Source organism: Pseudonocardia sp. GCM10023141 (assembly GCF_042653605.1).
In genome coordinates, this window is the sequence record NZ_JBHSIR010000027.1 from 45,434 (window position 1) to 60,840 (window position 15,407).

At 73.7% G+C, this 15,407-nt stretch carries 15 protein-coding genes; 6 read left to right on the forward strand and 9 right to left on the reverse strand.

The features are described from left to right. Positions 1-155: 155 nt before the first annotated feature. Complete coding sequence (locus ACFPFQ_RS15875; protein ID WP_379619385.1) at positions 156-1,049, reverse strand: universal stress protein; 894 nt, start codon at positions 1,047-1,049, stop codon at positions 156-158. 268 nt (positions 1,050-1,317) lie between these two features. On the opposite strand from ACFPFQ_RS15875, the gene ACFPFQ_RS15880 reads away from it, so the two are divergent. Both ACFPFQ_RS15880 and ACFPFQ_RS15885 read left to right on the forward strand, forming a co-directional pair. Beyond that, positions 1,318-2,211, forward strand: coding sequence for a class I fructose-bisphosphate aldolase (locus ACFPFQ_RS15880; RefSeq protein ID WP_379619387.1), 894 nt, complete (start codon positions 1,318-1,320; stop codon positions 2,209-2,211). Further along, complete coding sequence (locus tag ACFPFQ_RS15885; protein ID WP_379619389.1) at positions 2,208-2,516, forward strand: hypothetical protein; 309 nt, start codon at positions 2,208-2,210, stop codon at positions 2,514-2,516. Before ACFPFQ_RS15880 ends, ACFPFQ_RS15885 begins: the two co-directional genes overlap by 4 nt. Before the next feature lie 6 nt (positions 2,517-2,522). Here the strand turns inward: ACFPFQ_RS15885 and ACFPFQ_RS15890 are convergent, their stop codons facing one another. The 5 genes from ACFPFQ_RS15890 to ACFPFQ_RS15910 all read right to left on the reverse strand — a co-directional run bounded on the left by ACFPFQ_RS15890 (position 2,523) and on the right by ACFPFQ_RS15910 (position 8,749). Continuing rightward, entirely contained in the window at positions 2,523-3,707 is a 1,185-nt protein-coding gene (locus ACFPFQ_RS15890; RefSeq protein ID WP_379619391.1) for a site-2 protease family protein, read from the reverse strand. 42 nt (positions 3,708-3,749) lie between these two features. Continuing rightward, a complete protein-coding gene (locus ACFPFQ_RS15895) occupies positions 3,750-5,354 on the reverse strand; it encodes an ABC transporter permease (RefSeq protein WP_379619393.1) in 1,605 nt (534 codons plus the stop codon). Beyond that, complete coding sequence (locus ACFPFQ_RS15900; protein ID WP_379619395.1) at positions 5,351-6,259, reverse strand: ABC transporter ATP-binding protein; 909 nt, start codon at positions 6,257-6,259, stop codon at positions 5,351-5,353. Before ACFPFQ_RS15900 ends, ACFPFQ_RS15895 begins: the two co-directional genes overlap by 4 nt. A 169-nt stretch (positions 6,260-6,428) precedes the next feature. Continuing rightward, entirely contained in the window at positions 6,429-7,847 is a 1,419-nt protein-coding gene (locus ACFPFQ_RS15905) for a DUF4389 domain-containing protein (protein WP_379619397.1), read from the reverse strand. Further along, positions 7,844-8,749 (reverse strand): universal stress protein, encoded by a 906-nt coding sequence (locus tag ACFPFQ_RS15910; protein ID WP_379619399.1) that lies wholly within the window; start codon positions 8,747-8,749, stop codon positions 7,844-7,846. Before ACFPFQ_RS15910 ends, ACFPFQ_RS15905 begins: the two co-directional genes overlap by 4 nt. A gap of 248 nt (positions 8,750-8,997) precedes the next feature. Between ACFPFQ_RS15910 and ACFPFQ_RS15915 the strand changes: the two genes are divergently transcribed. After that, a complete protein-coding gene (locus ACFPFQ_RS15915) occupies positions 8,998-9,969 on the forward strand; it encodes an Acg family FMN-binding oxidoreductase (RefSeq protein WP_379619401.1) in 972 nt (323 codons plus the stop codon). Positions 9,970-10,115: 146 nt separating this feature from the next. After that, the gene (locus ACFPFQ_RS15920; RefSeq protein WP_379619403.1) at positions 10,116-10,964 is read left to right on the forward strand and encodes a universal stress protein; all 849 of its coding nucleotides are present in this window, start codon (positions 10,116-10,118) and stop codon (positions 10,962-10,964) included. Here the strand turns inward: ACFPFQ_RS15920 and ACFPFQ_RS15925 are convergent. Next, positions 10,912-11,361: an HPP family protein gene (locus ACFPFQ_RS15925; protein WP_379619404.1), complete on the reverse strand. Its 450-nt coding sequence runs from the start codon at positions 11,359-11,361 to the stop codon at positions 10,912-10,914. The genes ACFPFQ_RS15920 and ACFPFQ_RS15925 overlap by 53 nt on opposite strands. A 204-nt stretch (positions 11,362-11,565) precedes the next feature. Here ACFPFQ_RS15925 and ACFPFQ_RS15930 point away from each other — a divergent pair, with 204 nt between their 5' ends. Beyond that, positions 11,566-11,907, forward strand: coding sequence for a DUF3040 domain-containing protein (locus ACFPFQ_RS15930; protein WP_379619406.1), 342 nt, complete (start codon positions 11,566-11,568; stop codon positions 11,905-11,907). 52 nt (positions 11,908-11,959) lie between these two features. On the opposite strand, the gene ACFPFQ_RS15935 is transcribed toward ACFPFQ_RS15930, so the two are convergent. Further along, positions 11,960-12,340 (reverse strand): HPP family protein, encoded by a 381-nt coding sequence (locus ACFPFQ_RS15935; protein ID WP_379619408.1) that lies wholly within the window; start codon positions 12,338-12,340, stop codon positions 11,960-11,962. Positions 12,341-12,664: 324 nt separating this feature from the next. On the opposite strand from ACFPFQ_RS15935, the gene ACFPFQ_RS15940 reads away from it, so the two are divergent. After that, positions 12,665-14,401, forward strand: coding sequence for a GAF domain-containing sensor histidine kinase (locus ACFPFQ_RS15940; protein ID WP_379619410.1), 1,737 nt, complete (start codon positions 12,665-12,667; stop codon positions 14,399-14,401). Positions 14,402-14,432: 31 nt separating this feature from the next. Here the strand turns inward: ACFPFQ_RS15940 and ACFPFQ_RS15945 are convergent, their stop codons facing one another. Further along, positions 14,433-15,302: a universal stress protein gene (locus ACFPFQ_RS15945; RefSeq protein WP_379619412.1), complete on the reverse strand. Its 870-nt coding sequence runs from the start codon at positions 15,300-15,302 to the stop codon at positions 14,433-14,435. Between the last annotated feature and the right edge of the window lie 105 nt (positions 15,303-15,407).

Here is a 15,407-nt window from a genome sequence, read left to right on the forward strand (position 1 = left end):
TGCGCATCGGGCCCCCCGACCGCCAGTGCCGTTGGACCCGGCCGCGCCAGGGTGTCGACCGTGGCAGCGCCGGCCGCCCAGTCCGCGGCGACCTCAGCGGCCCAACCGGTCGCCGCGCGCGCCGAGTCCGACGAGGCGACCGCCCATCGCGGGGCTCACCCCCCGTCCGAAGTCGCCGGTCGGATCACGGCGACCGGGCAGGCGGCGCGGTGCACCAGCACGTTGCTGACCGAACCGAGTACGATCCCGGCGAACTCGGCATGGCCGCGGGAACCGACCACGACGAGCTGCGCCGACGCCGAGAGGTCCAGCAGCCTCCGGACGGCTCCGGAGCGGCTGACGACCCGGTCGACGTGGACGTCGGGGTACTTCTCCGACCAGCCGGCGAGCCGCTCGGCCAGCAGCTCCTCATGTTCCTCCGCCATGGCGTCCCAGTCGACGATCGCGGCGTACTCCACGTCGGCGATGACGCCCGACCAGGCGTGCACCGCGATCAGCGGCACGCCCCGTGCGGACGCGGCGGCGAAGGCGAAGGGGATGGCCGCCTCGCTCGCCGGGGTCCCGTCGACGCCCACGACCACCGGCATCGTGGCGAGCGCAGGTGACTCGGCGCCGCGCACCACCACCACCGGGCACGACGCGTGCGCGGCCATCGCGACGGCCACCGAACCGGCCACCAGCGACCCGATCCGGCTCAGCCCGCGGTCGCCGACCACGAGCAGCCGGGCGTGGCGGGACTCGTCCACCAGCACCCCGATGGGGTGGCCGAGGACCAGGTCCGGCTCCACTGTCAGACCCGGGTGGCGCTGCGTGGCCAGCTCGGCGGCCGCCTCGAGACCGGCGCGGGCCTGGCGCAGCAGGATCTCGCGGTAGTGATCGCCCAGGCCTTGATGGCCCGCGACGACCTCGTCGGTCCAGCCGAACACCCGTACCAGGCGCAGCGGCACGCACAGCCGAGCCGCCTCCACACCCGCCCACCGGACGGCCTGCATCGACTCCTGCGAACCGTCGACGCCGACGACGACCCGATCGCTGCGTGGTGCGTTCATCACGATCCTTCCTCCGGACGGGAGGCGAACGCTCCAGGACGGTGCCCCTGACCGGAAGCGGCACAAGGCCCGGACGAGCCGGGTCCTTGGTCTCCACGGCCGCGATCCGCGCGGCAGCTCCCTCGGGCCCGACACGGTGGTGCGCACGGCAGCCAGGTGGCCGGACGGCCCTGTCGCAGCACGGGCGAACGGCCCTCCCCGACACCCGGGACCGCGGGCACCGTCGACAGCGACATCCGCCGTTTCGTCCCGCCCGAGAGGATCCATGATGCCGACCCGCCCCGATCTCACCGAGCTCGGCCTCACCACCGGCAAGAAGGCCCGGCTGCACCGCATCCTGCATCAGCACGGGCTGCGCAACGGCACGGGCCTGTTCCTGCCCTACGACCAGGGTCTCGAGCACGGGCCGCGGGACTTCCGCGCCAACCCGGCCGCGAGCGATCCCCGCTACATCACGCAGCTCGCGGTCGAGGGCAACTTCAACGGCGTCGTCGTGCAGGTCGGCCTTGCCGAGAAGTTCTTCTGGGAGTTTGCCGGTGAGGTCCCGCTCGTGCTCAAGCTCAACGGGAAGACCGACATCCCCTCCGACTCCGAGGCGTTCTCCCCGCTGCACGCCTCGGTCGCGGACGCGGTCCGGCTGGGTGCCGACGCGGTCGGGTACACCCTCTACGTCGGATCGCCTGCGCAGGCAGCGGACTTCGACCAGTACCGGCAGGTCCGCTCCGACGCCCACCTGCTGGGCATGCCGCTGATCGTGTGGGCCTACCCGCGCGGCGCCGCGATCATCGCGAAGGGCGGCACCGACAGCTTCTACGCCGTGGACTACGCCGCCCGGGTGGCCAGCGAGCTCGGCGCCGACATCGTCAAGGTCAACTTCCCGCATCCGGAGAAGCGCTCCGGAGTCCCCGCCGCCTACGACGCCGAGTACACGAGCCAGGAGGCCATCGACGCGGTCGTCCGCTCGGCGAACCGCACCCTGCTGCTCGTCTCCGGCGGCGGGTGGGCCGATGACGCGGCCATGCTGGAGAAGGCCCGCGAATCCATGGAAGCGGGCGCCACCGGCCTGATCTTCGGCCGCAACGTGTGGCAGCGCGAGCACGCCGAGTCGCTGCGGTTCGTTGCGCAGCTGCAGGACATCCTCGTGAAGCACCCCAGCTCGTGAGGCGGTTGCTGCCACTCGGGGTGCTGCTCGCCGCTGCCGTGCTGCTGGCGGCCTGCGCCGCCGGCCCCGACCCGCTGGTCGGCGCGGCGGGACCGGGCGTCGCTGGGTTCTGGCCGGGGCTGTGGCACGGAGTCATCAGCCCGATCACGCTCATCGTGTCACTGTTCGATCCGGACGTCGGGATCTACGAGGTGCGCAACAGCGGCGGCTGGTACGACGCCGGGTTCATGATCGGTATCAGCATGGTGTTCTCCGGGCCGCTGTCGGCGCGGCGGGCGGTCAGGCGGCGCGGGCGCGCCGCCTGACCGGGCTCATGCCTGCACACCATCGCGCAGGGCGCTCAGCTCGAGCGCCGCCGCGACACCGCCGATCGTGACGGTCGCGACCGTGCTCCGGCCGTCGACCACGACGGCCAACAGGTCCCCGCCCGCCAGCGGCACCAGGCCCAGCACCCGTTCGAGCGGATCGTCCGGGCCGACGACCCGATCGGCGGGCAGCGGCGACCCGACGTCGGCAACCCGCTTCTCGGTGCGCGTTCCGGGAGCGAGCCGGGACAGGACGCTCAGTGCCAGCACCCCAACAGGGTCGCCGTCCCAGCCGACGACCACGAAGCTCCGGTCGATGGCCGCCGCTCCGCGCCGCACCACCTGATCGGCGAAGGCGGCAGCCGTCCACCAGGCCGGCGCGACCGTGTCGATCGGGCGCATGGCGTCCTTGATCTGCAGCCCCTGCACCCGTGCCGCCGTGGCGGCCACGGCGCGCTCCGCCGCGGCGGAGGACATGACGAACCAACCGATCAGCATCAGCCACAGACCGTCCCAGTATCCGGTCCACAGCAGCACCACCCCCAGCACAGCCAGGGCAGCGCCGATCAGCTGACCGCTCAGCACCGCCGCCCGCCTGCCCTTCGCCCGGTCCGCGGTGGCGGCCCACACGAGGCCGTACAGCACCCGGCCGCCGTCCAGCGGGGCGCCCGGCAGCAGGTTGAACGCGCCGAGCAGCAGGTTCATGGTGGCGAGCCAGCCGATCGCCACGGTCAGCAGCGCGGGCCAGCCGCCCACCGTGCCGACGGCCGCGACGGCGAGCAGCGCACCGCCGGTCAGCAGGCTCAGCAACGGCCCGACGGCAGCGACGACGACCTGCCGCCAGGGTCGGTCCGGCTCGGTGACCAGCTCCGAGGCACCCCCGACGAGCCAGAGCCGGACGCGGCGGACCTCGATGCCGTAATGTCGGGCAACGGCGACGTGGGCCAGCTCGTGCGCCGCCACGGAGGCGACGAGCAGGACCCCGACGACCAGCGCGACAGACCAGTACGCGCCGCCGGGGAGGCCGGGTGCCCCGCCGGGCAGTACCGTCATCGCGAGCACGTTCGCGACCAGCGCCACGATGACCAGCACCGACCAGTGGATCTCGATGGGTACCCCGTCGAACCGACCGATGCGTGTTGCGCCCCGGCTCGCGCTGGTGCGCTCCGAGACGTTCCCGGGACCTGTCATGTCGACCTCGCCTCGTCGTGGTCCCGGCCGGCCGGGCCCGTCTCATCCGACATCGCGGTGCCGGATCCCGCTCAGACCGGCCGCGATCGCCACCAACGCCACCAGCGCCATCCAGACCAGCGGCGTCGCGGTGAAGTCCGGCCCCGGCAGCCTCGGCGTGTGCGTGAACGGGGACAGGTCCATCAGCCACTGTGGTGCCCGCAGGACCGGGCCCAGCTCCCCGATCAGCAGGAACGCGCCGAACATCACCCAGGCTCCGGCGACGGCACGCGGAATGACGCCGAACAGCACCATGACCACGCCCACGAGCACCCAGATCGCCGGCAGCTGGACCAGCGCGGCGCCCGCCAGCCGCAACGCATCGTGGCCCGCCGACCCGGCCGGCAGCCCGCTCGCCCACCCGGCCGCGGCTCCCGCCACGGCCATGAGCGCGGTCGTCCCGGCACCGACCACCACCAGGTGCCCCGCGGCCCAGCGGATCCGTCCCACCGGACCGGCCAGCACCGCCTCGGCGCGCAGCGCCCGCTCCTCGCCGTGCAGCCGCAGCGTCGCCTGCACGGCGTAGGCCGCGGCCAGCATGCCCATCACACCCAGGTCGACCGCGAGGAAGGCATCGGTGAGCGCCTGCTGCCCGCCGAGCGCCACGATGATCTCCCGCAGTTGCGGGTCGTCCAGCAGCCCGCCTGCTCCGGTGGCGACGTTGCCGAGCACGAACCCGAACAGCAGGAAACCGACGGCCCATCCGGCCAGCACGCCGCGCTGCAGCCGCCAGGCCAGCGCGAGCGCGGAACCCAGCCCGCTCGCCGTCGCGGGACCGGCGCGGTCGGGCAGCATCCCGGCGTCGACGTCGCGGCGGCTGTCGAGCAGGTGCGCGGCCGCGGCCAACACGACCGCGAGCCCGACCGGCAGCAGGAGCACCCACCACCGCTCGCCCTGGAACGCCCGGACGAGCTGCACCCAGCCGAACGGGGAGAGCCAGGTCAGCCAGCCCGGACCGGTCGAGTCCCCGACCGCGCGCAGGCCGAACGCGACGACGATCGCCGCGATGCCCAGCCCCCTGGCCGCCCGGGCGCTGCGGGTCAGCTGCGCCACGAGGCCACCGATCGCCGCGAACACCAGGCCGCACCCGGTCCAGGCCGCGCCGAACGCGACGGCCCCGGCGACACCGAGCCCGGTCGGGAGCAGCGCCGCGGCGGTCAGCAGCCCGAGGACCACCGCGGTACCGGCGGCGATGCACAGTGCCGCGGTGAGCTCGGCGCCGCGACCGACGACCGTGGCACCCAGCAGCTCCTGCCGCCCGGACTCCTCCTCGGCGCGGGTGTGCCGGACGACGGTGAACAGGGCGAGCAGCCCGACGATCACCGCCCCCGATCCGGCCGGCTTCCACATCGCCAGCGCGCCGAGGGAGGTGGGGTCGTAGAGCGGCCCGTACAGCGCCAGCAGCGAGGGTGTGGCGTTGAGCGCGGTGGCGGTCTGGGCGAGCGCCCCGGCGGTCGGGTACAGGGCGACGACGGACGCGGCCGAGCCCGCCGCGACCGCGACGAGCGCGGCGATCCACAGCGGCAGCAGGACCCGGTCGCGCCGCAGGCCCAGCCGGATCAGCGCCCCGGTTCCGGTCAGGGAGGCACGAGACGTCCACCCGGTCATCGCGACACCGCCGGCTCGGGCGTGCGCGCGTAGTGCTGCAGGAACAGCTCCTCCAGCGTCGGCGGCCTGCTGATCAGCCCCGTGATGCCGCTGCCGGCCAGCGCGGTGACCACGGCGTCGAGCGCGCCCGCGTCGACGTCGCAGCGGACGTGGCGACCGTGGACGTCCAGGTTGTGCACGCCCGCCAGCCCGGCCAGGTCCGGCGCTGCGGTGGCGAGCTCGGCCACCACCTCCGTCCGGGTCAGGTGCCGCAGCCCCGCCAGCGTCCCGGACTCGACGGTGCGGCCGTCCCGGATGATGCTGACGCGGTCGCACAACGCCTCCACCTCGGCCAGCACGTGGCTCGAGAGCAGCACCGTCGTCCCGTCCCGCCGCTCGCTCGAGATGCACCGCCGGAACTCCTCCTCCATGATCGGGTCCAGGCCTGCGGTCGGCTCGTCGAGCAGCAGCAGCTCGACGTCGGAGGCGAGCGCCGCGATCAGCGCCACCTTCTGCCGGTTGCCCTTCGAGTACGTGCGGCAGCGCCGCGTCGGGTCGAGGGCGAAGCGGTCGATCATCGCCGCCCGGCGGGCGGGGTCCATCCCCCCGCGCAGCCTGCCGAGCAGGTCGATCACCTCACCACCGGTGAGGTTGGGCCACAGCGACACCTCCCCCGGCACGTAGGCGAGCCGCCGGTGCAGCTGCACGGCGTCGCGCCAGGGGTCGCCGCCGAGCAGGCGCACGCTTCCGGCGTCGGCGCGCAGCAGCCCCAGCAGCACCCGCAGGGTGGTCGTCTTGCCCGAGCCGTTCGGGCCGAGGAATCCGTGTACCTCGCCGGTCGCGACCTCGAGATCCAGCCCGTCGAGGGCGCGGACCCGGCCGAACGACTTGGCCAGTCCGGCCACGGCGATCGCTGGTGATGTCATGGGCCGAAGCTAGAAGTGCCTGGTGGGACGGCGCAGGAGGCGAAGGTCCCGCACCGCGGGGCCGCCGGTCACCGGCAGCCGATCCGGCCGCGACCCGAACGGCACCAGCCGACGGCCCGCTCCCGGAAGGGCCCTGGCCCCCGTGAGCGTCGCGGTCGACGACCTGCCCTCAGTTCCGGCGCGGCAGTGCCAGCCCCACCAGCAGGGCGGCACCGACCAGCGCCAACCCGGCGGCGGTGTAGAGGCCGATCCACAGCCACCGCAATCCGGGTGCCGTTGCTCCCACCGTGACCTGCTCGGACACGGGACGGCCACCGTCGGCGTTCATCACGACCACGGCCCACCTGCCCTCGGTCACGGTCCACGTCGCCTGCTGCGTGCCGGGGCCGGCGGCGGCGGCGACCCAGAACTCCTGCTGCGCCGGCGCGGTCGCGGGCGCGTTGCCGGGGACCTGCCGTGGTGTCGGAGCACCGCGATCGGCCGGGTCCATCGGCATCATCTCGGCTCGCGCGACGCCGCCGAGATAGGACTCGACCGCAGCGGCCGGGCCGATCCCGACGAAGGTCGCGCCCGTTCCGGAGGCCCGCACCCGGACGTCGCCGATCACCGCGTTCAAGCCACCGGCGTCGCCACGGATCTCGGCCGCGTCGGCGACGAGTGCGTAGCCGCTCGTGCTGAACGTCCGGGACGGGGTGGTGAGGAAGCCGTCGGCGTCGCGCCCGCCTCGGTCGGCGGCGAGCGCGACGGTCGCGGCCGTCGCGGTTCCCAGCGCGATCAGCACCAGCACGGAGCCGACCACGACCGAGACGATCCGACCGGCCGTCCAGCGTTGCGGCGGGGACGGGGGCAGCTCCTGCGGCACGCCCGGCCGATCCGCCGGATCGCCGACGGCGACCGCGGTGGCCGGATCGGCACCACCGAGATCGAGGCGGAACGGCGGGTAGGCGTCGGTCATGAGCGCGGCGTAGGCCGCCACCCGCAGCACCCAGCGGTGGATCCCGAGCACCAGGTCGAACACCCCGCGCGGATAGCGGCCGGTGAACAGCAGCACCACCGCGGCGATGAGGACCAGCAGCCCGACGAGCCCACCGCCGAGCGTCCAGGAGTCGGGTTGCCCGTTCGCGGCGCGCGACGCGGCGTAGCCGCCACCACCGATGAAGATCGCGACGACGGCGTAGTGGGGCAGCGCCAGCAGCCACCACTTCACCAGCACCAGTCCGCGCGAGAGGTGCTCGGGGTAGGCGATGTCGAGTGTCGCCGGGTAGTCCGGCACCTCGGCCAGTGTGAACGGCGGATACCGGTCGGTGCCCAGCGCGCCGTACGCGTAGTACCCCACCCGCCAGCTCCAGCGCAGCACGCCCACGTTGAACTCGAAGATCGCCCGGGGATACCGCGCGGTGACCAGGATCGCGACGAAGGCGACGACGCTCAGCACGGCGAACGCGATCCACAGGAACCCCAGCACGATGACGTGCGGGAGCACCAGCAGCCACTTGATCAGCCACAACCACCTGCTCAGATGCGGCTCGAGGCGGGCGCGGACCCGCACCGGGTCGGTGCGGAGCGCATCGGCGGGCACGGTTGTCATGCGGTCCTCCTGGTTGTCGGGGTGCCGGGATGCACGACGGCGACGGGGCACCGGGCCTTGTGCACGAGCGTGTTGCCCACCGAACCGAGCAGCAGCCCGGTGAGCTCGCCGGAACCGTGGGTGCCGACCACCACCAGCTGGGCCCGCTGCGACTGCCCCAACAGGACCCGTGCGGCGCGGCCCTCTTCGAGCACCCGCCGCACCGCGACGTCCGGGTACTTCTCGTTCCAGCCCGCCAGCCGTTCGGCGAGCAGCGCGTGCTCGTCACCGGCCGTCCATTCGGTCAACGGCTTGATCGCGGGGTCCACGAACCGCTCCGCCCACGTGTGCACCGCGACGAGCGGTACGCCGCGTGCGGAGGCGGCGTCGAACGCGAACGCGATGGCGGTCTCGCTGATCGGGCTGCCGTCCACGCCGACGACGACCGGCAGCGTGGACTCGTCGGCGGCGGTGTGCTCCACGCCGCGGACGACGACGACCGGGCAGCCCGCGTGCGTGACCAGCGCGACGGGCACCGATCCGGCCAGCATGCCCTCGATGCGCCCGACCCCGCTGGCCCCGACGACGACGATCTCCGCGGCGCGCGACTCGGCAGCGAGGACCTCGACGGGGTGGCCGATGATCAGCTGCTGCTCGACCTCGAGATCGGGTCGAGCCTCCTGGGCCGCCCGCTGCGCAGCCGCCAGCAGTCCGCGCGCCCGGGTGCTCTCCACCTCGCGGGCCCGCCTGCCGAGGTCGGAGGTCTCGGACGGGTGGTCGGACAACCAGTCCAGCGCGTGCACCAGCCGCAGCGCGATGTTGCGGCGTCCGGCCTCGGCGGCGCCCCAGCGCGCGGCGCGCAGGGCGTGCTCGGAGCCGTCGATGCCGACGACGACGGTGCGCCGGCCGTGGTGTGCGGTCATGGCGATCCCTTCTGTTCTGCACGCCCCGATCCGGGGTGCAGCGCCACGCTGCCCGGGTGCGGAGGTCCGGGACACCTGCGCACGACCCCTGCGGCTTGGGACGTTCGTCCCGCAGGCCGAATGACGCAGACCTCGGGGCCAACGCCCCTGCCCGCGGCGCCCGCCGGGTCCGACGCTGGACCGCGCCCGTCCCGGACGGGCGGCGCGACGTCGATCGACGAGAAGACCGGAATGCGCGGGAGCTGGCGATGAATCGACCGACCATCGGGTACGGCACGGTACGGACCGCCGTCGAGATCGGATGCAGGGCACCGTCGGTGCACAACACCCAGCCGTGGTCATGGCGCTGGGACGGCCGGGTCCTGCAGCTGCACGCCGACCGCGCGCGACAGCTCCCCGGCACCGACCCCGACGCCGGCGAACTGCTGCTCAGCTGCGGCGCGGCACTGCACCACGTGCGTGTCGCGTTCGGCGCGCTGGACATCACCACGGTCGTGCACCGGCTGCCCGATGCCACCGATCCCGATCACCTCGCCACGGTGGAGCTGCACCACGACCGGCCCGTGATCGCACCCGACGCGATCACCGCGATCGAGCGGCGACGCACCGACCGGCGGCCGTTCACCGACTGGCCCGTTCCCGAGGAGTTCCTGCACCAGCTGGCCGCTGCGGCCGCCGAGCAGGGAGCCACGATGGTCCCGATCCACGAGGGCCATGCCCGGCTCGCGCTGCTGGACGCGATCGCGCTGGCCGACGACATCGCCGGGGGCGACCCGGCGCAGTCCGTCGAGTCCCAGCTGTGGAGCGGGGTCTTCGCCACCGCCGAGGGCGTGCCCCGCTCGGCGGTGCCGGCGGATCCGGACGGCGTGATCGGTGGCAGCCGGTTCGGCTCCGGCACGCTCACGAGCCCTCACCGCTCCGACGGGGCCCAGCTCGTCGTGCTGGGAACCTCGTCGGACGACCGGCTGAGCCGGCTGCGTGCCGGTGAGGCCTGCAGCGCGGTCCTGCTGCACGCCACGGCGCGCGGGCTCGCGAGCGCTGCGCTGAGCCGGGTGTTGGAGTACCCGGCGACGCGGGCGGCCGTGGCCGAGCAGGTGCTGGACGCGGCACTGTGCCCGCAGCTGGTGGTGCGCATCGGGTGGCCGCAGACCGACGCCGGGATGCTGCGTGCCACCCCGCGCCGCCCGGTGGGCGAGGTGCTGACGACCGCGCTCCCGTGAGCTCCCTGCGGTAGCGGGGTGGCGATCGGCTCTGATCGCCGGTTACCAACGGCACTGGCGCCCCGAGGCCCGGCGCCCGACGCTCGGCGTCCTGCACCGGTCGACGGACGGCCGGCGCAGCATGCCGAGAGGAAGAGTGACCAGGAATGCCCACTCCCCCGAACGCGATCGTCGTCGGCCTCGACGGCGGCCCCGACAGCGCCCGGGCGCTCGCCTGGGCCATCGAGGAGGCGCTGCGCCGGCACGCCTCACTCCATGCCGTGCACGCGCTCCCGGTCGGGTCGGGGGTGCTTCCCCTGATCCCCGCCGACCTGCAGGCACTGCGCGACCATGCCGACCGGTTGCTGGCCGCGGCCCGCGACACCGCGGGCGACCGGGTCCCGATCACCACCGAGGTGCTGGAGCGGTCGGCCGCTCCATCGCTGTTGGATCTCGGGAAGGGCGCGTTGATGATCGTGGTGGGGGCGCGCGGTCACGGGCGGGCACGCGAGCTCCTGCTGGGCTCGGTGAGCGGTCACGTGAGCCGGCACGCCGCCTGCCCCGTCGTGACTGTGCGAGCGCCTGCCGACCCCCGGCAGGACCGGATCATCGTCGGCGTCGACGGGTCCCCGGTCTCCGATGTCGCGATCGGCTTCGCGGTCGAGACCGCAGCGCTGTCCGGAGCCCCGGTCGTGGCCATCCACGGATGGCACGGCTACGATGCGCGGTTCGGCAACACCGACGGCGGCCGGTCGCGGACCGTGGCCCGCGTCGCGGCCGCGGAGCGCATGCTCGAGGAGGCCGTCGCCGGCTGGGCGGTCAAGTTCCCGTCGGTGAACCTGTCGTGCGAGGCCATCCCGCGACACCCGGCGCTCGTGCTCGCCGACGCCTCCGAGCACGCCGCCCTCGTCGTGGTCGGCGCCCGCGGGCACGGCGAGTTCGCCGGGATGCTGCTCGGGTCGGTCAGCCATTCGGTCCTGCAGCACGCGCAGTGCCCGGTCGCCGTGGTGCGCTGACCAGCTCGCGCGATGCCACCCGGCGCAACACGTCGCGAGCGGTCACCACGCCGACGAGGTGCCCGCGATCGAGGACCGGTACCACCCGGACACCGTGATCGAGCAGCAACGCCGCGACGGCGGCCATGTCGTCGTCGGGTGCCACCGCGATCGGGCCGATGGTCATCACGTCCGAGACGGGCGGGTCCGGTGTCGGGTCGACGGCCGCCGCGCCGGCCGGTATCCGGCCCCGCAGGAGGTCGGCCTCGGTCACGATCCCGACGACCACGCCCTCCGCGGTGACAACCGGTGCCGCCGTGAAACCGTGCGTCACGAGGCGAGCCGCTGCGGCGCGCACGGACAGGTGCGGCCGCACGGTGATCGCCGGATGAGACATCGCATCGCGGACTGTCAGCACATCGTCCTCCTCGGGTGTGGTGACACACCCTTCCCGCACCTCGGACCGGTTTCCAGGGCCGGTGTACCGCCTTCCCGCCGGTCCTTCGGCACCTGCACGCCGACGCAGGAGGTCCGAGGACCGTGCACTGGGGGTCCGAGTGCCCTGGGGGCGGCAGCGCCGGACCAGCACCATCTTCCTGAGACCGCTCATCAGGAGGACGACATGCTCAGCGAACGCGACCATCGCATCCTGCGAGACATCGAACGGCACCTCGAGGGTGACGACCCTCGGCTCGTCTCGGCGATGCAGCGCCAGGACACCGCGGAGCGACGGGCCCGCCTGCGCCACGACGTGACCGCCGTGCTCGCCGGCATCGTCGGACTCGCCTGCCTGCTCCTGCCGGGCGCACGCGGCGCCGGGCTCATCGCACTCGGGCTGGCCCTCGTCGCATTCAGTGTCGGGTGGCTGCGCTTCACGGTGCCGGGCGCCCCGTCGCCGGGCCGCCGGGTCACGCGGACGATGCAGCGCTGGGCCCGTCGAGCGGGTTACGGCACGTCGATCTGACCACCTGCGGGCCGTGCGATGCCCGGTCGCCCGGACTCGGACCCCACCGGTCTCAGCCGAGGCGGTGCTGCTTGCGCAGCAGGTCCCGCCGGGTCAGGATGCCGGCCACCCGACCGTGGTCGAGCACCGGCACGACGCGGACCCCCGCCGTGAGCATCCGGTGCGTGACCACGGCCAGATCGGTGTGGGCGGTCACGCTGAGCACGTCGGTGCTCATCACGCCCGCCACGGTCGACGAGGTGGGGCCGGGCCTGCTGGTCATCGGGTCGAGGACGACGTCGGCCTCGCTGACGATGCCGACCAGCCGATCGTCGTCGTCGACCACCGGCATCGCGGTGAACCCGTGTCGGGCGAGAGCGGCGGCGGCATCCTCGACCCGCCAGCTCACCTTCGCCACCAGTACCGGGCTGCTCATGACATCACGCGCTCGCATGAGGCACGGTAGGCCGCCGATATCCGCGCGCGCCCGGGCCGGAAGGCCCGGTCCCGCGCTGCGGAGGTCCCGCGACCACGCCCGCACCGGCACGACGGCTCGCCCGCCTGCATCCGGGTGTGGCCACCCGGATCCGCTCGGGGACACGGGCGAACGGGCAGGCGCAGAGCGGTATTCCTCGGGCTGGCCCCTCGACATGGGGTGCAATTTGCGCCTACGGTCGCGCACCCGCCGCTGACATGAATGACACCCGAGCGAGGAGGCGAAAGCGATGGGCTACAGGCGTTCACGCGGTCCCGGAACCCGGCGGCTGCCGTCGAGGTCATGACAGACCCGAGCGGGCCCGGCCGCGGTAACGATCCGCATCAGCTCGCCGAGCTGGCGTTCCCGGACGTCCCGCGACTGGAACTCGATCAGTTGCTCGAGCAGCTGATGGACCGCGCCCACGAGGTGCAGCTGGCCCAGGGCAGGCTTCGGGGCCTGTTGCGGGCCACCCAGATGATCGTCAACGACCTGGACCTGCCCTCGGTGCTGCGCCGCGTCGTGGAGTCGGCCCGCGAGCTCGTCGGCGCCCGCTACGCGGCGCTCGGCGTCATCGCCGCGGACGGGCACCTGGCGCAGTTCGTGCACACCGGCATGCCCGCCGACGCCGTGGACCTGATCGGGCACCTGCCCGAGGGCAAGGGCCTGCTCGGCGCTCTGATCGACGACCCGCACCCGATCCGGCTCGCCCGTATCGGCAGCGACGTCCGATCCACCGGCTTCCCGCCAGGGCACCCACCGATGGACAGCTTCCTCGGCGTCCCCATCCGCGTGCGGGACACGGTCTTCGGCAACCTCTACCTCTCGGAGAGCACCCGGGGCGAGTTCACCGCAGAGGACGAGGAACTCGCCAAGTCCCTCGCCGCCGGCGCCGGCGCCGCGATCGACAACGCGCGCCTCTACGAGGCCGCGGGGCTACGCCAGGACTGGCTCCGGGCCTCCGCCACGATCACGCATCGGCTGCTGTCCACCGATTCGGGCAATCCGCTGCAACTCATCGCCGACACCACCCGCGAGATCGCCGACGCCGACCTCGTCACCGTCGTCCTGCCCACTGCCGACGGACCGGACGGCTACCCGCTCGCCGTCGCCGTCGCCGACGGCCCCGAGGCGACGAAGGTGCGTGGCGTGCGCCTGTCGTTGGGCGGATCGTTGTCGGGACGGGTGTTCACCAGCGGGGAACCCCTGCTGGTGACCCGGCCCGACGAGCGAACCGGACTCGACACCAGTGCCTCGGTCGAGATGGACATCGGCCCCATGCTCTTCGTACCGCTCCTGGGCACCGACCGGATCCGCGGCGTGCTCACCGCGGGCCGGCGACCCGACCGCCACCCGTTCTCCGCCGACGACCTGACCATGGCCGCCGGGTTCGCCAACCAGGCGTCCATCGCCATCGAGCTGGCCGAGGCCCGCACCGAACAGCAACGCCTCGCCCTGCTCGACGACCGCGACCGGATCGCCACCGAGCTGCACGACAACGTCATCCAACGCCTCTTCGCCATCGGCCTGTCACTCCAGGGCGTCGCCGCGACACTGGGCCCGCACCCGGCCAACCGCCGCCTTGCCCAGGCCACCACCGACCTCGACGACACCATCCGGGAGATCCGCACCAGCATCTTCGAGCTGCAGCAACCGCCGAAGGCGGCGGGTAACGGCTGCCGCGCCCGATTGCTCGAGCTCGCCACCGAACACGCCACGGGACTGGGATCCACCCCGTCCCTGCGGTTCAGCGGCCGGCTCGACGCGCTGCCGTCGGACCTCGTCGACGATCTCGCCACGGTGGCGGTGGGGGCCCTCGCCGCGGTGGCGCGCGACGCGGCCCCGGCCGCGGTCGACATCGACGTCAGCGCCGGGCCCGACCAGGTCACCATCGAGATCACCGCAGCGGGAGTATGGGGGATCCCCGGCGGCGAGCTCGCGGAGCTGCGCCACCGCGCCGAGGCCCGATCCGGAACGCTGACGGTGCTCGCCGCTGCGGCGGGCGGCAACAGGATGTGCTGGTCGGTGCCGATCCTGTGAGCCCGGCCGGTGTCGGCGGGGCTCGAACCGATCACCCGGCGAGCAGGACGGGGCAGGGGGCGTAGTGCAGGACCGCGTGGCTCACCGAACCCAGCGGGGCATCGCCGGATCGGGCCCGGCCGTGCCGCCCGACCACGATCAGCGCCGCGCCGACCGCCTGCTCCAGCAGTGCCACGACCGGCCGATCGACGGTCACCACCTCGTGCACCGACACCTCCGGATGCGCGCGGCGCTGCGCTGCCAGCTCCGCTGCGAGCACGGCCGAACCGTCGGCGTTCGCGCGCTCCCCCGCGACGAGCGGATCCATGCCCAGCACTTCCAGGGGCAGGTCCGACCAGGCGTGGACGGCCACCACCGGGTGGCCGTGCCGGGCCGCGACGGCGAATCCGTCGTGCAGGACGCGAGCGCAGGCTGCAGAGCCGTCGATACCGATCACGACACTGCGCCCGCCCCGAGACACCGCGGGCACGTCGCGGATCACCGCCACCGGCGTCAGAACACTCCGCGCCAGCTCGGCCGCGCTGGATCCGAGCAGCACCTGCGGGCACGCCGTCTGGCCGGAGGAACCCAGCACGAGCAGCTGTGCGCCCATGGCCACCTCGACCAACAGGCCGACAGTGTTCCCGGTCAGCACCTCGCCCTGCACGTCGACCCCGGGAGCCAGCAGCCGGCAGCGATCCGTCGCGGCCGCCACCGTGTCCGTCGCCGCCTGCCGGACGCGGGTGATGTCCAAGTCGGCCCCGGGCGGGCCCAGGTCGTCGAGCTCGGGCAGCGGCCAGCGCAGCACGTGAACGAGTCGCAACGGGCACCCGGCACCCGCTGCCTGGGAGGCGGCCCACTCGGCCGCGGTCCACGATGACGGTGCTCCGTCGAAGGCCACGACGATCGGCTTCCGGTACATGCTCCCGACCGTGGCCACCCGTCTCGACCTGCGGGGGAGCCAGACGGCCCCCTGCGGGGCGCCGGAAGGCCTGATCCGCCCGCGCGGATCACCGCTCCCGACGGT